At 39.3% G+C, this 18,722-nt stretch carries 20 protein-coding genes; 5 read left to right on the top strand and 15 right to left on the bottom strand.

What is annotated here, in order from left to right; translation table 11 throughout:
• Positions 1–39 precede the first annotated feature (39 nt).
• Complete coding sequence (locus AAEY62_RS08200; RefSeq protein WP_024590673.1) at positions 40–756, top strand: SIMPL domain-containing protein; 717 nt, start codon at positions 40–42, stop codon at positions 754–756.
• Between the two features lie 274 nt (positions 757–1,030).
• Positions 1,031–1,474, top strand: coding sequence for a hypothetical protein (locus tag AAEY62_RS08195; RefSeq protein WP_007585421.1), 444 nt, complete (start codon positions 1,031–1,033; stop codon positions 1,472–1,474).
• Here the strand turns inward: AAEY62_RS08195 and AAEY62_RS08190 are convergent.
• From AAEY62_RS08190 to AAEY62_RS08155, 8 genes are all read right to left on the bottom strand, one after another.
• Positions 1,457–2,125, bottom strand: coding sequence for a hypothetical protein (locus AAEY62_RS08190; protein ID WP_024590674.1), 669 nt, complete (start codon positions 2,123–2,125; stop codon positions 1,457–1,459). The two genes, AAEY62_RS08195 and AAEY62_RS08190, sit on opposite strands and share 18 nt — an antisense overlap.
• An 89-nt stretch (positions 2,126–2,214) precedes the next feature.
• Positions 2,215–4,050 (bottom strand): DUF885 domain-containing protein, encoded by a 1,836-nt coding sequence (locus tag AAEY62_RS08185; RefSeq protein WP_024590675.1) that lies wholly within the window; start codon positions 4,048–4,050, stop codon positions 2,215–2,217.
• 68 nt (positions 4,051–4,118) lie between these two features.
• Entirely contained in the window at positions 4,119–5,255 is a 1,137-nt protein-coding gene (hemW, locus tag AAEY62_RS08180) for a radical SAM family heme chaperone HemW (protein WP_024590676.1), read from the bottom strand.
• On the bottom strand, positions 5,252–5,851 hold the full coding sequence (gene rdgB / locus AAEY62_RS08175; RefSeq protein WP_024590677.1) for an RdgB/HAM1 family non-canonical purine NTP pyrophosphatase: 600 nt from the start codon (positions 5,849–5,851) through the stop codon (positions 5,252–5,254). The genes hemW and rdgB overlap by 4 nt, the downstream gene beginning before the upstream one ends.
• 4 nt (positions 5,852–5,855) lie before the next feature.
• Positions 5,856–6,299 carry a DUF4426 domain-containing protein gene (locus AAEY62_RS08170; protein ID WP_024590678.1) on the bottom strand — a complete coding sequence of 148 codons (444 nt, stop codon included), beginning with the start codon at positions 6,297–6,299 and terminating at the stop codon, positions 5,856–5,858.
• A gap of 60 nt (positions 6,300–6,359) precedes the next feature.
• Positions 6,360–6,893, bottom strand: coding sequence for a YggT family protein (locus tag AAEY62_RS08165; protein ID WP_007585413.1), 534 nt, complete (start codon positions 6,891–6,893; stop codon positions 6,360–6,362).
• 26 nt (positions 6,894–6,919) lie between these two features.
• The gene (gene proC / locus AAEY62_RS08160; protein WP_024590679.1) at positions 6,920–7,741 is read right to left on the bottom strand and encodes a pyrroline-5-carboxylate reductase; all 822 of its coding nucleotides are present in this window, start codon (positions 7,739–7,741) and stop codon (positions 6,920–6,922) included.
• 17 nt (positions 7,742–7,758) lie between these two features.
• Positions 7,759–8,472 (bottom strand): YggS family pyridoxal phosphate-dependent enzyme, encoded by a 714-nt coding sequence (locus tag AAEY62_RS08155; RefSeq protein ID WP_007585410.1) that lies wholly within the window; start codon positions 8,470–8,472, stop codon positions 7,759–7,761.
• A gap of 2 nt (positions 8,473–8,474) precedes the next feature.
• Between AAEY62_RS08155 and AAEY62_RS08150 the strand changes: the two genes are divergently transcribed.
• Both AAEY62_RS08150 and AAEY62_RS08145 read left to right on the top strand, forming a co-directional pair.
• Positions 8,475–9,515, top strand: coding sequence for a type IV pilus twitching motility protein PilT (locus AAEY62_RS08150; RefSeq protein ID WP_007585408.1), 1,041 nt, complete (start codon positions 8,475–8,477; stop codon positions 9,513–9,515).
• Positions 9,516–9,524: 9 nt separating this feature from the next.
• A complete protein-coding gene (locus AAEY62_RS08145; RefSeq protein ID WP_010553294.1) occupies positions 9,525–10,661 on the top strand; it encodes a PilT/PilU family type 4a pilus ATPase in 1,137 nt (378 codons plus the stop codon).
• 89 nt (positions 10,662–10,750) lie between these two features.
• On the opposite strand, the gene ruvX is transcribed toward AAEY62_RS08145, so the two are convergent.
• The 6 genes from ruvX to AAEY62_RS08115 all read right to left on the bottom strand — a co-directional run bounded on the left by ruvX (position 10,751) and on the right by AAEY62_RS08115 (position 15,179).
• On the bottom strand, positions 10,751–11,200 hold the full coding sequence (gene ruvX, locus AAEY62_RS08140; RefSeq protein ID WP_008170791.1) for a Holliday junction resolvase RuvX: 450 nt from the start codon (positions 11,198–11,200) through the stop codon (positions 10,751–10,753).
• Positions 11,201–11,238: 38 nt separating this feature from the next.
• Complete coding sequence (locus AAEY62_RS08135; protein ID WP_007585401.1) at positions 11,239–11,796, bottom strand: YqgE/AlgH family protein; 558 nt, start codon at positions 11,794–11,796, stop codon at positions 11,239–11,241.
• A gap of 115 nt (positions 11,797–11,911) precedes the next feature.
• Complete coding sequence (gene gshB / locus AAEY62_RS08130) at positions 11,912–12,862, bottom strand: glutathione synthase (protein WP_024590680.1); 951 nt, start codon at positions 12,860–12,862, stop codon at positions 11,912–11,914.
• A gap of 54 nt (positions 12,863–12,916) precedes the next feature.
• Entirely contained in the window at positions 12,917–13,651 is a 735-nt protein-coding gene (gene rsmE, locus AAEY62_RS08125; protein ID WP_350634781.1) for a 16S rRNA (uracil(1498)-N(3))-methyltransferase, read from the bottom strand.
• A gap of 69 nt (positions 13,652–13,720) precedes the next feature.
• Positions 13,721–14,221, bottom strand: coding sequence for a hypothetical protein (locus AAEY62_RS08120; protein WP_081709157.1), 501 nt, complete (start codon positions 14,219–14,221; stop codon positions 13,721–13,723).
• A 64-nt stretch (positions 14,222–14,285) separates the two neighbouring features.
• Positions 14,286–15,179, bottom strand: a complete 894-nt coding sequence (locus tag AAEY62_RS08115) for a DUF350 domain-containing protein (protein ID WP_024590682.1) — start codon at positions 15,177–15,179, stop codon at positions 14,286–14,288.
• 77 nt (positions 15,180–15,256) lie between these two features.
• Between AAEY62_RS08115 and glnE the strand changes: the two genes are divergently transcribed.
• Positions 15,257–18,052, top strand: coding sequence for a bifunctional [glutamate--ammonia ligase]-adenylyl-L-tyrosine phosphorylase/[glutamate--ammonia-ligase] adenylyltransferase (gene glnE, locus AAEY62_RS08110; RefSeq protein ID WP_024590683.1), 2,796 nt, complete (start codon positions 15,257–15,259; stop codon positions 18,050–18,052).
• 75 nt (positions 18,053–18,127) lie between these two features.
• Here the strand turns inward: glnE and AAEY62_RS08105 are convergent, their stop codons facing one another.
• Positions 18,128–18,700 (bottom strand): toxin co-regulated pilus biosynthesis Q family protein, encoded by a 573-nt coding sequence (locus AAEY62_RS08105; protein WP_024590684.1) that lies wholly within the window; start codon positions 18,698–18,700, stop codon positions 18,128–18,130.
• Positions 18,701–18,722: the final 22 nt, after the last annotated feature.

Here is an 18,722-nt window from a genome sequence, read left to right as displayed (position 1 = left end):
TCTAGATGCTTATTATTGATATCAATCAAGGAGATTATTGTGAATAAAACCCCCGGTTTTTACATTGTTATAGCGGCTATTTGTTTAAGTATAGGCTTAATTAGCTTAGGGTTTATTTTAAAGAGCACAGCTCTCAGTGTAAAAGAGATGGAACGTACTGTGCAGGTTAAGGGATTGGCCGAGCGAGAAGTTATAGCCGATACGGTAATTTGGCCTCTGCAATTTAGTGATGCCGACAATAATCTTGAAAAATTAGTCAGCCGAGTTGAGAAAAAAAATGATGCTGTAACTGCTTTTTTAAAACTGCATGGTTTTGACGACGATGAAATAACAATAGGCAGCCAGTCAGTTATTGATAAGCAAGCACGTGAATACAGTAATGAAAATCAGCAATTTAGATACATAGTGCGCTCAAATATTATTGTTTATTCTGATGCGCCAGATAAAGTGCAAAACGCGTTGAGCAAAGTGAGCCAACTTGCTAAACAAGATATCGCAATAGTGCAGGACAGCTACGAAACAAAAGTTGAATATATTTTTACTGGCCTCAATGATGTAAAACCTGCGATGGTGCAAGAAGCAACTGAAAAAGCGCGTGAAGTCGCTAATAAATTTGCTAAAGACTCTAATTCAAAATTAGGCAAAATAAAAACAGCTCGCCAAGGGCAATTTAGTATCAGTAATCGAGATTCAAACACACCGCAAATAAAAAATATAAGAGTGGTAACCAGTGTTGAATATTATTTAAATGACTAGGGCCTGTTGACCTTTCAGGATTAAAATTTGTTCAATCTAGGGGCGATTTAATCGCGGCGTGAGGTTTGTAACCTAGCGGGCTAAGTAAAAACCGAGCAACAAAGAGTAAATTGCCCCTAGGCAGAACCCTTCGGGCAGCGTATGTTTGGCATTTATTCCACGTTATCGCCTATTTATGGGGAATAACCACACTGCATAGGCTCTGCCTTGCCTAAATACCAAACATACTGCTGCAAATTTAACCTCGAAAGATAAACAGGCCCTAGGAAATAATATGTCAGAGTCTAAATATGGTCAGTTTGTACTGGCGCCCCGTTCGTATTTTTTTACTGCTATAGCGAGCGTAGTGTTTGCGTTTATAGGCTTTAGTTATAATGCATGGCGAATGGAGGCAAGTGAAGAGAACAACAATACACGCATTGCTAGCTTTCAAATTTTACAAGAACTAGCCGAGCTTGAGCTTATTGTATTTGCCGCACATTACGATAATAACAAAATAGATGGCAGCCCTAGAAAAGGCTGGGTTAAAGTTAACTTAATTCATGACTTAAGCTACTTAGCCGTTGATAAAGTACATTTAAAAACAAAAGACTTACAAAAGGTCTGGCAAACAAATTGGCCAAATATGGTTGATCAGCAAAGTGCTGCGCAATCTATTACACATGCCATAGACAGTGTGCGTACAGAAGTTGTGAGTGAATTAAAGCGCCTTGATTAAGTGAGCAACTTGCGCCGTTGAGCGTTGCAAGTAAGCGGCGCTCAGTAAAATTGTGGTCTCGTTAACTTTTTGCCCTTTTAGTACGTTGGCAAGCTGCTGTTTTGCGTTAGGGTTTTGTTTTTGCTCTATTTCCATTAATGCTAACAAAGCTGAAAATTCATGCTTTACCGGTGTGCTCGGTTTATTTGCATAGGCAATGTAGCAGGCAACTGGTGTTAATCCGTGAGAGTTGGGCTGCGCGAGTGCTTTAACTAAGTCATCATTTGATTCAAACAACATTAAAGAGCGTACATAGTTAAATGGTAGCTTTGTAGCATCGGCATGCTTAAACACATTGTGCAGTACGTTATTTCCTTGAGTATCTTGTACTAAAAAGCCTTTATTTACTCTCAGCGCTGGGGTGAAAAAGCTCAATGCGTCAATATTAGTGAGTTGGTTAATAAATAGAGAAGGTGCTGTATTAGTACTTAATATACGGATTGCTATGTTTTGCATAAAGTCATACTTAACACTCAACCGTTGGGCGCTGTCATATAAATGGTTAAGCTGCAAAGTTTGCTGAGCAGGGCTTAACTGTCTAAAGTCGTTATCGAGTTCATTTAACTGCTGCTTTGAAATACGCGCATTAAGTAGTTGTATGCTTAAATCCATTATTATTTCCAAAATCTTTTTTGCTACTATAAAACAAAAAAGGCCGCAAATGCGACCTTTCATATTTAAAGCAATTGTTTAAATTGGTTTTAAGCCTTTTTGCTTGCTACCCATTCATTAACAAAGTTTTCTAGTACATTAAGTGGTACAGGACCATTTTTAAGCACTACGTCGTGGAACTGACGAATATCAAATTTATCACCCAGTTGCTTTTTAGCGTCTTCACGAAGTTCTAAAATCTTAAGCATACCCACTTTATAAGCGGTTGCTTGTGAAGGCATTACAATGTGACGCTCAACCATTTTAACACCGTCAGATGTAGCATTAGGGGTGTTATTTACGTAGTAATCAATACCTTCTTGGCGAGTCCACTTCATTGCGTGAATACCTGTATCAACAACTAAGCGACATGCGCGCCATAATTCCATTGAAAGGCGACCAAAATCAGAGTAAGGGTCTGAGTACATGCCCATTTCTTTAGGAATGAACTCTGAGTATAAACCCCAGCCTTCAATATACGCTGTGTAGCCACCAAACTTACGGAATTTAGGAATACCTTCTAGCTCTTGCGAAATAGCTATTTGCATGTGGTGTCCCGGAATACCTTCGTGGTAAGCCAGTGCTTCCATTTGATACGTTGGCATTGCTTCCATATCGTAAAGGTTAGCGTAGTAAACACCTGGGCGTGACCCATCTGGAGCTGGCTGTTGGTAAAATGCTTTACCTGCCGCTTTTTCACGGAATGCTTCAACCGCTTTTACTTTTAAATCAGCTTTTGGTTTAACAATGAATAGCTCATCTAAACGCGTTTTCATTGTATCAATAAGCCCAGTGGCTTCATCAAGGTAGCGTTGTTTACCTTGTGCATCATTAGGGTAGTAAAATTGCTTGTCAGTTTTCATAAACTGCATAAACGCTTTTAAGTCGCCTTTAAAGCCAACTTTGTCTTTAATTTCACGCATTTCATCATGAATACGTGTCACTTCAGATAGACCAATTGCATGAATTTCTTTAGCCGTTAAATCTGTTGTAGTTGTGCGCTTAAGTGCGTTGTTATAAAACGCTTCGCCATCAGGTAATTTCCATGCGCCATCGCGATCATCTGCGCGTTTTTCAAGCTGTGCAAGGTAATTAATTAACTTAGAGTAAGATGGTTTAACAGCCGATTTTAATGCATCTGATGCATCGCTGATTAACGAGTCTTTTTCGTCTTGGCTAATTTCAAGCGCTGTTACTTTACGTTTAAAGTCAGCAAGCAATGTAGAATCATCGCCTTTTTCAAACGGTGCACCGTGAATAATGTTTTTGCTTGAATCAATAACATGCGGGAATACAAACTTAGGGGCTATGATGCCTTTTTCTGCACGTACAGTTAAATCAACGATAAGCTGATCAATAACACCAGTTACACCATTTAAACGAGAAATGTAGTCTTTAGCTTCTTTTACATTACTAATTGAGTGCTGATTAATTAAAAATGCAGGGATCATAGAATGCGTACCAAACATTTGGTTCACAGGGTAATTATGGTAGCGCCATTTAAAGTCAGCAATTGAGCTTTCAAGATCTTGTTTTTTTAAGTCGTAGCTAACTTTTGTTGCATCATCTAATAAATCACGGCTGATTGCTTTTAGTGCAACTAGGTCAGCTTTCGTTTGCGCTAAATCTTTAAGCTGTCTTTCTTCGCTGCCATCATCCCACTTATCGTAATCTTGCTTAATACCCATGTATGTTTGATATACAGGACTGCTCATTACGTCGCGGTTAAATGTATCTTCAAAAAATGCATTGGCTTTGTCTATTTCACTTTGTTGTGATTGAACTGCTTGTGCAATAGGAGCTGAAGTCGCTTGTTGTGTTGTTTGCTGGCAACCAGCAAGTAGTGCAACGCTTACTGCGGCCGCAATAAAAGTAAGTTTACGCATTGTTTTCCCTTTTGTTGTTAGAAACCCATTAGGGTGTTTTATATTTATTTTTTGTGTAGCGCTGGGGGCTACACAAATAATTCTAGCAGGTCATTTAAAAAGCGATGACCTTTTAAACTTACCTGCCAATGGCTGTCTGTTTGAGTCAATAAACCTTTATTAATTGCTTGGTTTAATGCACTTTGCTGACTTTGCAGTGGCAGTGTTGTAAGTTTATTAAAATCATTAATTGGGCAAGGCTCAACAAGGCGAAAGCGATTCATAAAAAATTCAAACGCTAAATCGTCTTGCTCTACATGCCAGCTTTTGTACATATACGGTTTAATTAAATCCATATAGCCGCGTGGGTGTTTAACCTTTTCAGTACGCGTAATAAGCCCTGTATTTGCATCAGTAACCTTACCATGCGCGCCGCAACCAATACCGAGATAATCGCCAAAACGCCAATAATTCAAGTTATGTTGGCATTGATAGCCCGGTTTTGCATAGCCCGATATTTCGTATTGTATGTAACCTGCTTGAGCTAGTAACTCTACCCCTTGCTCTTGAATGTCCCACAGTGTTTCGTCTTGTGGCAAGGTAGGGGGCTTTGAAGCAAATTGAGTATTGGGTTCAATAGTTAGTTGATACCACGATATATGAGGAGGATCGAGCGCTATTATTTGCTTTAAATCGCTCAGTGCATCGTCAAGTGTTTGCCCTGGTAAGCCGTGCATTAAATCAAGGTTAAAGCTATTTAAACCGGCTTCTTTAGCTTGCTGCGCAGCATAATTAGCCTCGTCACTGCCATGAATCCGCCCCAGTGCTTTTAGCTTGTCGTTTTGCATGCTTTGCACGCCAATCGAAATACGGTTAATACCTGCTTTTACGTAATCTTTAAAACGACCTGTTTCTACTGTACCTGGGTTGGCTTCAAGGGTAATTTCGCAGTGCTCTTCAAGACCAATTAGGTTGTCGACTTCATTTAATAAACGAGTATAAGCCGCACCAGTTAATAAGCTCGGAGTACCGCCACCAATAAAGATGCTGTGAATTTTACGTCCTTGCACTAAGTGCAAATCTGCTTTTAAATCATCAATTAAATGCTGAACATATTCAGCTTCAGGTATTTCACCTTTTTGTCCGTGGCTATTAAAATCGCAGTACGGGCATTTTTGCACGCACCAAGGTACGTGCACATATAAGCTCAGTGGTGGAAGGTTCACAGGCCGCCTTTTTGCTGTAGCTCTAGCAATAGTTTTTGTAGTGCTTGGCCGCGATGACTCACTGCATTTTTTTGCTCTTTTGTAAGATCAGCACTGGTACAATTTTTCTCTGCTACAAAAAATACAGGGTCGTAACCAAAGCCACCGTTGCCCTTTTGAGTGAGCGTAATTTCGCCTTCCCAGCTTGCACTGCAAATAAGGGGGGTAGAGTCATCTGCGTGGCGCATTAATACCAGTACACACCAAAAACGAGCACTACGGATAGGGTTATTACCCAAGTCTACGAGTAACTTATCAATGTTATCTTGATCGCTGGCACCTGGGCCTGCAAAACGGGCAGAGTAAACACCGGGTGCGCCATTTAGGCCATCAACTTCTAAACCTGAGTCATCGGCAATAGCAGGCATGCCAGTAATTTTAGCGGCATGACGCGCTTTAATAATGGCATTTTCAACAAAGGTAGTGCCGGTTTCGGCAACTTCACCTACGTTAAAATCGCTCTGTGGAACTACATTAATATTCAGAGGGCTTAGCATGTTAGCTAGCTCATTTACTTTGCCAGGGTTACCTGTAGCAAGTACTAAAGTTTTGGTCATGTTATTAATCTACGTAAAATTTTTGCTGAAACTGTAATTTTTGAAATTGATTACTTTGTTGTATTTCAATCTCAAAGCGTAAAATCTCTTCGTTGGTATAATCAACTTGGGCAAGGTAATAAATTGAACCACCTTCTTTTACTTCTTTAAAAGTAAGCGTTTGTTTATTGCCAAGTAGGTTTCTAGCTGTGCCAGTAAGCTTTGCTGTTTGGGCTGTATTTTCGGCATCATTTTTTAATATAGAAATATTCACAATGCCTTTGTATCCGCTTCGCTCAAGGCCATACGCTTTTGCTATTTTTGGCTGAATAAAAGTAGAAGGAAAGGCGATGTAATGCACTTGCCAAGGGCCAAGCTCTTTATATTGTGCGCCTTGCATTTCTTCGCTTTGCGCGTTAAATGCAAATGCTAAACAAGCAATAAAACAAAACTTAATTAAACGGTTCATTATGTATTCCTCAAAACATATAAAAAAGAGGCCTTTGGGCCTCTAATTAAAAAATCCATATTAGACTAAAAAATCCATAAGCAGCATTTGCAAAAACTGAATACCAATAATAAGTACTAAAACTGATAAATCTAAGCCACCCATTGATGGTAATATTTTACGAATTGGTTTTAGCATTGGTTCAGTAAGCTGATGGAAAACCGCTTCTATAGGGTTATAACCTTGGCTAACCCAGCTTAAAATAGCGCGAATAATAAGTACCCAAAAAACTAAGTTAAGGCCTTCTTTTAGTACCGTTATAAGTGCTTGTATAATTACAGGCTGTATTGCCCACGCATTATATATAACAAGCATTAAAGTACTAATTTTGGCTACAGCCACTATAAATGCCAGCAACAGAGATGCTAGATCAAGTCCGCCAAACCCCGGAATGATTTTTCGCAGTGGTTTTACCGCAAACGACGTGGCTTTAACCACAAACTGGCTCATTGGATTATAAAAGTCGGCTTTTGCCCACTGCAGCCAAAAGCGCAGTAATACCACCATTAAAAACAAATCAAACAGGGTACTGATTAAAAATTGCATGGCATTCATAGTGTAACCTTCAATAAAAAGTGGTTTTAAAGTTCTTTTTCCATTTGCTCTGCACGCGCAATACACGCATCCATTGCATCGCCAACGGTTTTAGTTAAGCCTTCATCTTTTAAGTGCTCAACAGCTGCGTGAGTAGTACCGCCTTTAGATGTTACGTTTGAACGTAGTTGCGAAATAGTAATATCAGGCTGGCTAAGTGCCATTTCGGCGGCGCCAAGGGCTGTTTGTTGTACCAGGCGACGAGCGTCTTCATCGTTAAAGCCCAGAGCTTTAGCTTTTTCTTCTATGGCTTCCATAAATAAGAAAAAGTAAGCAGGTGATGAGCCGGTTACAGCAATAATATCGTTAATTTGTGACTCTTTTTCCACCCATACAACAATGCCCGTGCATTCAAAAACTTGTTGTACAAATTCGTGTTCGCTTTGTGTTTCGCCCGCACCATATAAACCTGATACACCACGGCCTAATAAAGACGGTGTATTTGGCATACAACGTACCATTTTAACGTCTTGACCTAGCATTTCACGTAAACGTTTTACAGTTAAGCCAGCAGCAACAGAAATAAACAGTTTATCGCTAAAATCTACGCCCGACTCTTGAAACGATTTACATAAATCGCCCATCATTTGTGGTTTAACAGACAAAACAATTACATCAGCATCGCGCAGGGCTTCGTTATTGTCACTGGTGGTTTGCACCTTGAAATCGGCTGCTACCTTTTCAAGCTTTTCTTGGTTGCGGTTAGTCGCAATAATGTTACTTGCGTTAAAACCGTTTTTTACCATGCCACCAATAATGGCGTAGCTCATATTACCTGTGCCTATAAATGCGATTTTTTTATCTGACATAAATCTATTATCACCTTTTAAGTTCGTGTTCCAAAAATGTCTGTGCCGATCCTTACCATGGTTGAGCCTGCACTAATGGCAGCTTCAACATCGTTACTCATACCCATCGACAAAGTATCTACTTGAGGATATTGGGTCTTTAGTTTATCAAAGCAAGTTTGTAATTGCTCAAAAGATTGAATTTGCGTATCCAGATCGTTGCTTTTAGCGGGAATCGCCATTAAACCTCGAAGTGTTAAGTGCTCACATTGGTTAATAAAATCGGCAAGTTCATCTATTTCATCGCGGTGGCAACCCGACTTCGCTTCTTCATTACTTATATTTACTTGAATAAGTATATTAAGAGGCTGTTTATCGTCTGGGCGCTGGGAATCTAATCGTTTCGCTATTTTTATGCGATCAACACTTTGCACCCAATCAAAGTTGGCAGCCACTAAAGCACTTTTATTAGATTGAATCGGGCCAATGAAATGCCAAATGATGTCGCTATATGACTGTAGTTGAGCTATTTTATCTATAGCCTCTTGAACATAAGATTCACCAAATTCGCGCTGACCATGCTCATAAGCTGCAATAACATCTTCGCTTGGTTTAGTTTTAGACACTGCCAGTAGAGTGACTTCGTTAGTGTTTCGTTGTGCAATTTTTGCCGCGTCTGCAATTCTAGCGTAGGCGGATGTGAGTCGTTCTGCTATTGTAACCATATATTTATCAGTTAGTTGTGGAGTCATAAATGGATATTACCGAATTATTAGCGTTTAGTGTGCAACACAAAGCATCCGATTTACATTTATCGTCGGGTGTTTCACCTATGATACGCGTAGACGGTGATGTTCGCCGCATTAATATACCAGCCCTTGCAGACAAAGACGTAAACAGTCTGGTTTACGATATTATGAACGATAATCAACGCAAGGACTATGAACAAAATCTCGAAGTGGATTTTTCGTTTGAAGTGCCTAATTTAGCACGTTTTCGTGTGAATGCGTTTAACTCTAATCGCGGGCCTGCTGCGGTATTTCGTACCATACCAAGTGAAGTGTTAACGCTTGATGATTTAGGTGCGCCAGATATTTTTAAAACAATCTCCGATACCCCACGTGGACTCGTGTTAGTGACAGGCCCAACGGGCTCTGGTAAATCAACAACACTTGCCGCTATGGTCGATTATATAAATCAAAATAAACATCACCATATTCTAACAATCGAAGATCCAATCGAGTTTGTTCACGATAATAAATTAAGCCTTATTAATCAACGTGAGGTACATCGCGATACTCATAGCTTTTCAAATGCGCTACGTAGTGCATTGCGTGAAGATCCAGATGTAATATTGGTTGGTGAGTTACGTGATTTAGAAACAATTCGTCTTGCAATGACCGCAGCCGAAACAGGCCACTTAGTGTTTGGCACGTTGCATACAACATCTGCACCAAAAACCATTGACCGTATTATCGATGTATTCCCAGGTGAAGAAAAATCAATGGTACGTTCAATGTTATCTGAATCTTTGCGTGCTGTTATTTCGCAAACACTGCTTAAAAAGATTGGTGGCGGGCGAGTTGCAGCACACGAAATTATGATTGCAGTACCTGCTATTCGTAACTTAATTCGTGAAGATAAAATTGCACAAATGTACTCGTCTATTCAAACCGGTGCGTCTGTGGGCATGCAAACAATGGATCAATGTTTAACTAATTTAGTTAATCACGGCATTGTTACAAATGCGGCAGCGAAAGAAAAAGCACAAGACAAAACACAATTTGGCGGGTAAGAAACTATTATGGCTTTATCTTTAAACGACTTTTTACTCATCATGATTGAGAAAAAAGGCTCTGACTTATTTGTATCGAGTCAGCTACCTGTAAGTGCAAAAATAAACGGCGAGCTAACAGCCCTCAGTGACGATAGGCTTACAGATGAGCAATCGCTTGAGTTAGTTGAATCTGCAATGAGCGAAAAGCAAAAAGCAGAGTTTCATACAACGAAAGAATGTAACTTTGCGATTGCCACTGACGAAGGGCGCTTTCGTATTTCTGCCTTTTGGCAACGCGATAAAGCAGGTATGGTTATTCGCCGTATTGTTACGCAAATACCTGATGTGAGTGAGCTAGGTCTTCCTTCTATTCTTACCGATGTAATTATGTCTAAGCGTGGCCTTGTTTTGTTCGTCGGTGGTACTGGCACGGGTAAATCAACCTCGCTAGCCGCACTTATTGGTTACCGTAACCGACATCAACGTGGTCATATACTGACTATTGAAGATCCGATTGAATTTGTTCATGAGCATCGCAAAAGTATTATTACTCAACGCGAAGTAGGGCTTGATACCGAAAGCTTTGAGTCAGCACTTAAAAGCTCATTACGCCAAGCTCCCGATGTAATTTTGATTGGTGAAATTCGCTCTCAAGAAACTATGGAATACGCACTAAGCTTTGCCGAAACTGGGCACCTGTGTGTTGCAACACTGCATGCTAATAATGCTAACCAAGCGATTGACCGTATTATGCATTTAGTTCCAAAAGAAAAACACGATAAGCTTAAGTACGATTTAGCACTTAACTTACGTGCAATTGTTGCTCAGCAATTAGTACCGACTGCTGATGGTGAAAGCCGTGTTGCAGCTATTGAAATATTGCTTAACTCACCAATGGTTGCTGAACTGATTAAAAACGGTGATATTGGTGGTATTAAAGAGGCAATGGCTAAATCGAAAGAAATGGGCATGCAAACCTTTGACCAAGCATTATTTGAGCTGTATAGACAGCAGCGAATTAATTACGCTGATGCACTGCATCATGCTGATTCGCCAAATGATTTACGCTTAATGATTAAACTGCGCAATAACGAGCAGCAAGGTGCGGGCTTTTTACAAGGCGTTACTATTGATGGCCTTGACGATAAAAATAGCGATCAATGATTTAAAAAGTAATGAATATAAATACTTAATATAAAAAAAGCGTCAATTGGCGCTTTTTATTTATATAACAGGTTATTTATATAGCCTGTTTATTCACCGTAACTAGACTCAAAAAAACTTTCTAAAATAATAACCGCAGACATATTATCTACGTTACCTTTGCCTAAGTTTTTATAGCCACCACTTTCAAAAAGTCGCGCTTTAGCATCCGCAGTCGTTAAACGCTCGTCTTGTGTTTGTACCGGAATGCCATAATGATTATGTAATCTGTTGGCAAACTTTTTTGCTTTAAAGGTAACCTCTTGTGACGTTCCATCCATATTTAGTGGTAAGCCAACAACCATTAAGTCAGGCTGCCATTCGGTTACTTGTACAGCAATATGGTCCCAGTTAGGAATGCCATCTTGTGCTTTTACAGCCTTAAGGCTAGACGCGCTGCCTGTTAGCTCTTGCCCAATAGCAATACCAATACTTTTGGTGCCAAAGTCAAAGCCCATTACAGTGCGTTCGCCTTGCGGCTTAAGCGATTTTTTTGTCATGTGTATCTTGTTTAAGTTTGCTAAGGGTTAAATTACTATTATGCGTGACCAGCTTCAGGGCTGAGTTGGCTAATATCAAAGCCCAACATTGAAACTGCTTTTTCCCATCGTTTTTCAACGGGGGTGTCAAAAATGATCTTCGGATCGGCTTCTATGATCAACCAACTGTTATCAAGTAACTCTTGTTCGAGTTGTCCTTGCTCCCATCCTGAATAACCCAATGTAATAATAAATTGTTCAGGTGCTTGTGCGGTAGTTAAGCTTGCTAAAACGTCTTTTGAGGTAGTGATCATAATATCGCTACTGAGTTTTTGGCTTGCTGAATAACCTGATTGAGGAGAGTGCAAAACAAAACCACGGTCAGTTTTAACGGGTCCGCCTGCAAACACACTTACTTTTGCTGCGTTTTGCGTTTTGTCGTTATCAATTTCTATTTTATCTAAAAGTTCGCCAACGGTAACATCAATAGGTTGGTTTATTACCAAGCCCATAGCCCCATCTTCATTGTGCTCACAAATATAGGTAACAGCACGTTTAAAAAAAGGGTCTTGCATCGACGGCATCGCGATTAAAAAATGATTTTCTAATGACTGCATAGATTTCACCCTTTTTAGTTAATGAACTTTGAGTATGGCATAGTTATTTAAATAGACATAAAAAGCCCATTAATTGCATGAAAGGCTTAAACTAATGGGCTTTTTATTGTGGTAATTACTTACCTAATTTACGCTCAATGGCATCAAATAAAATACCCGTGATAGAAATATCATAAGCAGCTTCAATTTCGCGCACGCACGTTGGTGCAGTTACGTTAATTTCAGTTAATTTATCGCCAATAATATCTAAACCTACAAATATTAAGCCTTTTTCTTTAAGCGTTGGTGCAACCGCTTGCGCTATTTTTAAATCTGACTCGCTAAGTGGACGCGCTTCGCCTCGACCGCCAACAGCTAAATTACCGCGTGTTTCACCATTTTGTGGAATTCGCGCTAAACAATACGGAATAACCTCACCATCAATAACCAATACGCGCTTGTCGCCTTGTTTGATCTCTGGGATGTAATTTTGCACCATAGCAAAGCGGCTGCCGTGCTCGGTTAGCGTTTCACAAATTACACCAATGTTGGCATCGTCTTCTCTAAGGCGGAAAATAGATGCGCCACCCATGCCATCAAGGGGTTTTAAAATAATGTCTTTATGCTCGGCTAAAAACTCACGAATTTGTTTTTGGCTACGTGTAACAAGTGTGTCTGGCGTATGTTCGCTAAACCATGCTGTAAATAGCTTTTCGTTAGCATCGCGAAGGCTTTGTGGCTTGTTAATTATTAACGTACCTTCTTGTTCTGCACGCTCTAAAATATACGTCGCGTAAATGTATTCGGTATCAAAAGGAGGATCTTTTCGCATTAAAATAACATCAAGGTCGGCAAGGGCTATAGTGGCTTTTTCTTCAAGCTCGTACCATTTTTCTGCATTATTAAACACTTGCGCTTTAGACGCTGTAGCGTACGACTTACCTTTACGAAGAGATAAATCATCCATCTCCATATAATAAATTTCGTAGCCGCGTTCTTGCGCTTGCATCATCATTGCAAAACCGGTGTCTTTTTTGATGTTAAATCCACTAATAGGATCTGAAATAATACCTAACTTAATTGCCATGCGCTTTGCCTTACTATAAATGTTACTGTTTATATGAGGGTGCTTTTAGTTATTTCAATTAGCTAAATCGCCAAATTGAAGTTGTAATGCACTTAAGACCGTTAAAGCGGCTGTTTCCGTTCGTAAAACGCGCGGGCCTAAGCGAATATCCACAAATTCTAGTTGTTTAGTTAGTGCCATTTCATCGTCGGTAAAGCCGCCTTCTGGGCCGACTAAAAAGCGTACGCCATCTTTAGGTACCGTAATGGTTTTAATGCTGTGCTCAGCACGAGGGTGAAGAGTGAGCTTAATTGCATTGGTTTGTTGTGCAAGCCATTGTTTTAAATCTACAGGGGGATGAATAATTGGCACAAAATTACGCCCAGATTGCTCTGCCGCTGCTATTGCAATTTTTTGCCATTGTTGGTGTTTTTTCTCAATACGATCGCCCATTAGTTTCACGCCACAGCGTTGACTAAAAATAGGGGTAATTTCGGTAATTCCCAGTTCAACTGACTTTTGAATTGTAAAATCCATTTTATCACCACGGGATACACACTGGCCTAAATGAATTTTAAGTGGGGATTCTACATCATGGGGATTAAGCTCTAATGGCATTACGACGACTGTTTTTTTTGTTACCTCAATTATTTCACTAAGGTATTCGCCGCCTTCGCCATTAAAAATAGATACATGCTCGCCTACTTTCATGCGCAGCACTCTGCCAATATGCCCTGCAGCATCGTCATCTAAAGTTACAGGGGTGTTTAGGGCAATACTCGATGTTTGATAAATATGAGGAACTCGCATAGGGCGTCACTTACTACTTAGCGTAAAAATATATACTGCTATGGTAAGTAAGCTGGGAGCTGTGCGCAATTATTTATTTTTATTAAGTTGCTCTGCAAGGTCTATTAAATCTTGTGGTGTGTGCGCTATATCGTGGTGATTTTGCGAAGGTTCCGTTAACGTCTCGTCAGTAACTAGGCTTAGTGTATAGCCTGTATCATCAAAGCTTATTAAAAAGCGCTGTTCATGTAACGAGTTATAAATAAAGCGTTGTTTATCGCTTGCGAGTAAGTAATCGGTACTATTAAAAAGGACTCCGTGTAAATCGTGATGCTCTTTTAGATAGTTAATTAATTCAGAAACGCTTATTTCGTTTTCAAGGTCGCAATAACTATAGTCTTTAATTAGTTCGTCAAACATCATTTTTACTAACTGGCGTGTATTACTGCCTGCAGCAATAAGCGTACTCGCTTTTGTTTTGCCATTATTATTTACGTAATACTCAGCAAATGCGCGGCTAAATTCGTTGTCTATGTCAATTAACAAGTAGTTCGTTATTTCAAGTGGCATAGAGGTAGGACCTTGTTGCATTTAAGTAATTACCATTATTACTTAAATGCAGACGTTTTAATGACTGTATTTTTAGTAAAAAGGTCTAAAGAGAAAACATGCTAATAAGTAAATAGCCAATAGCACAAAAAACAGCAAACTCTATACACGCTACCCCAATATTGTCTTGATGGTCTATTTCAAGAGCCGTATCAATATTTGGTAAAGAGATAATTTTTATCACATACGTTAAGCTGTAGAGTAATATCCACATTACACCGCAATGCATAACGAGTGTAAATATGTTTTCTACCATTTTACCGTTTTGAAATGCTGCGCTAGATAAACCAGCATACACAGCCAATGATAAACCTATTGATTTGCCAGCATACCTTATACCAATAGACGTATTCTCTAGGTTAAAGTTACTTTGTAGCGAAGCTCCTTGATTTGCTTTTGCAAAACGGTGTTCTCGTATTTTACTATCCAATGCAAACATTCCCTGAAGCGTAAAAAAGCTAACACAAGCAATAAGTAAGTTGCTAAACCCTTGAGTGTGCGTCCACGTGTATAAGCCAAGTGCAATAATACAGTTAGCGATTAACATTCCTGAATCTACCAATGCAGCACATACATTTTGTTTTAGTATGGCAGCTTCTTCGTTAAACCTGTGGAGTATCCATTTTCTGTGAATTAAATGACCCACTTTTATAAAAGTGAATAAAAGAATAATAATAATTAACACTTTTAACGGGTTTGACTGTGCGGTACTTATGCTTATTTCGTCAAATAAGAAAGCCATAGTGGCTATAACAACTGATATTTCAGATGCAAAACTAATACCCATGGCAAAGTTGTCGTGTTGTGCTAGCTCATCTTTAAGCGCTTGTTTTGCTTTAATTTGAGTGACAACTCGTAAACAAAAAATAGTTATGCAAATAACCGCAAAACTAATGGCAATCGCAATAAAACTAGTGTTAGATAAAGACAAATATGACATGGTGATCCTAATTAAGTTAACCTTTCTAGGTTTTAATCATTCTAGTACGGTTATTGATGATATAAAAGAGAGGATTGATGAGTAACGTAAAGCAACTTCCTATTCAATTACAAAAACTTGGCTTGATGCGCTTTGAAAAGTTATACCCGCAGCAAAGTAAACAAAGTGAAGTTGTAAGGTTATTAGCATTAAGCGACTTTGCTTGGCGCAGTTTAGAATCACAACCTGATTTAAATACTTGGCTATTATGCAAAGACGAAATACAAAATAGAGTAATAGATTCTCCTTTTAAAAACCTCAACTTAGCTGACATTGATGAAGTGCAGTGCCATAAAGTACTTCGCCAATATCGTGAAAAGTACTGGCTTAAAGTCGCCTTTTTAGATTTATGCTGTAATAACCCCATTGCCGATAGTATTAATTACATAAGCCAATTGGCTGACATGCTAATAAATAGTGCTAACCAATGGGCGCATGCACAGGTGGCAAAAGTAAATGGTGAGCCGCTTGATGAGCAAAACCAAGCAATGCCATTAATGGTTTTAGGGATGGGGAAGCTCGGCGGACAAGAGCTAAATTACTCCTCTGATATTGATCTCATTTTTGCATATCCGCGCAGTACAAAAACCCAAGGTGGCCGCAGAAGCCTTGAGGCCCAAGTATTTTATACCAAAGTTGCACAAAAGCTCATTGCATCACTTAACCAAGCCACCGGTGACGGGCAGGTATTTAGGGTTGATATGCGCCTACGCCCGTTTGGCGAAAGTGGCCCTTTGGTTATGAGCTTTAATGCCATTGAAGATTACTACCAAGAACAAGGTCGCGACTGGGAACGCTACGCAATGTTAAAAGGGCGCCTAATTGGCACACCTAATAAATATTGGGATGAATTTATTAAGCTTTTAAAGCCGTTTGTTTATCGCCGGTATATTGATTTTTCGGTAATTGAATCTTTGCGTAAAATGAAGTTAATGATTGCACAAGAGGTTCGCCGTAAACGCTTAACTAATAATATAAAACTAGGTGCTGGTGGCATTCGTGAAGTTGAATTTATAGTGCAAGCCCTGCAAATGGTACGAGGTGGGCGAGAGGCTAACCTACAAACTCAATCATTACTTAAAGCATTAAATGAGTTGGCCCTCATCCAAGTTATAGATGAGCAAGAAGCAAGCGAGCTTAAACGCAATTACCTTTATTTGCGAAAAGTTGAGCAGTACTTACAAATATTTGACGATCAGCAAACGCAAACACTCCCCGATGATGAATTGAATCAGCAGCGCTTAAATTTATTATTAGAACAAGCTGATTTTTCTGCCACTTTAAGCACTATTGAAAAGGTAATGAAGCAAGTTAACGGTGAGTTTGCTCTCGTTATTGGTGAAGAAACCGCGCCACTAGATACCTGTGAAGGCGCATTTATTAGTGCTTGGGATCATGGTGATGTGAGCTTTTTAAAAGAGGCTAGAGATGAATGGCAAACACCCCTTAGCGATTTTAAATTAAGACTGTCTAAGGTAAACATAGGTAACCGAGGGCGTGAAACCCTTGATAAATTAATGCCTGTTTTATTGAGTCAGTTAAATGACTTTAATGCCAGCGCAGCTGCTTTTACAATGGTTTGCCAAATTTTTAATAAGATAATTTCACGTACTGCTTATTTAGAATTGCTGTACGAAAACCAAGGTGCATTAAAGCAACTTGTTTTACTGTGTTGTCATAGCAAATGGATAGGCGAGCATATTTCTCGCTACCCTATATTGCTGGATGAGCTAATAGACCCGGCTGTTCTTTATAAACCGACACCGTTAACCGCTTATAAAGATGAAATAAGGCAGTATTTTTTACGAATAGAGCATGACGATTTAGAACTGCAAATGGAGTCGCTTAGGCAATTTAAGCAAACGCATCAATTACGAATTGCTGCTGCTGATGCAACCGGTGTTCTTGATGTAATGAAAGTAAGCGATCACTTAACCGTACTGGCCGAAGCGATTGTTGATCAAGCTGTTAATATTGCATGGCATAACACCGTTAAGCGTTTTGGTATGCCCCCTGGCACTGATGATGAAAACAAAGGCTTTGCTGTTATTGCATATGGTAAAACAGGCGGCTTAGAAGTAGGGTACGACTCAGATTTAGATTTGGTGTTTGTGCATAATCATGATGGCTCAAGCCAAACCAATGGTGAAAAACCGATAGATTCTCGCCAGTTTTATTTAAAACTCGCTCAGCGCTTAATGCATTTATTTAATACTCGTACTGCATCGGGTATTTTGTATGAGCTTGATACTCGATTACGCCCTGAAGGTGCATCAGGTTTACTTGCTATCAATCTAGAGAGTTTTAATCACTATCAGCAAACTCAAGCATGGACGTGGGAACATCAAGCACTTGTGCGGGCTCGGTTAATTTTAGGTCAAAACGATCTGATAGATCGTTTTTCACAAATTCGTAAAAATATACTTTGCCAGCAGCGAGATGATACCGTGTTAAAAGCCGATGTAATAAAAATGCGCGAAAAAATGCGCGACCATCTAGCGAAGGGAAATACTGAGCAATTTGACTTAAAACAAGATGTTGGTGGTATGGCTGATATTGAGTTTATTACGCAATATTTAGTACTTAAACACGCTAATGAATTTGAGCAGCTTACCGTTTATTCAGATAACGTAAGAATATTAACGGATGCAGCAAATATAGGCTGTATTACTAAAGAGCAAAAACAGCAGTTGATCAAAGCGTATATTGATTATCGCTCGTGTTATCACGTGTTGAGCTTGGATCAAAAAGGCAAATTGATCTCGCGAGAAGCTTTTTTACAAGATATTACTAACGTAACGAATATTTGGAATAGTATTTTTGAATTGAATTGAATTGAATTGAATTGAATTGAATTGTAAAACCCAAGCGCTTGCTTGGGTTTTTTGTGCGCGTAAACCCTTAAACCCTTAAACCTTTAGCTTTAAACAGTTTGTTCGCACAAATTCTGATGGTAACTCGGTAATAACCGCTGCTCTTTGTTTGTGGCAAAAGTAAGTGTAAACCTCATGCTCAAAGTCGTCATTTATAGCACGACCAATTTGATAAAGTGCTGAAGTAAAGTTGCTGTCTACTCTAAAATGATCTTTAACTACGTAATCTTTACTTAAGTACCAGTAAAGCTCAATCCCCTCATTTTTAGCATATTGATTAAGTACATCTTTAAGGGTTGTGCCATTTTCAAAGCGTCTAGGCTCAACTTCTCCAGTCCAATTTGTAGGCATTGGATCTACTGTTCGCGCACGTTCAGCCAATACTCTATCCAAGGTTTGTTCTGGTGTTTTAAGTTTTAAAACAAATTGATCTCGTTCTTTATTACTTTTTACTTGGTTACGAATAGAGGAGTAAAAACGTGATAATCCTTCGGCAGCTGCATTTTTAGATTTTTTAATATCAAATAAAGAACCATCACTCAACAAAAAATATACGGCGAGTGCTATTAGTACAGCTGCAAATGATAAATGTCTAATCCAAAACCACATGATTATTCCCCACCTTATTTGT

This window comes from Pseudoalteromonas sp. GW168-MNA-CIBAN-0100, assembly GCF_040309225.1.
Taxonomy (GTDB): domain Bacteria; phylum Pseudomonadota; class Gammaproteobacteria; order Enterobacterales; family Alteromonadaceae; genus Pseudoalteromonas; species Pseudoalteromonas arctica.
Note: the sequence above shows the minus strand (reverse complement) of the source record. Positions and strands in the feature narration are given on the sequence as shown.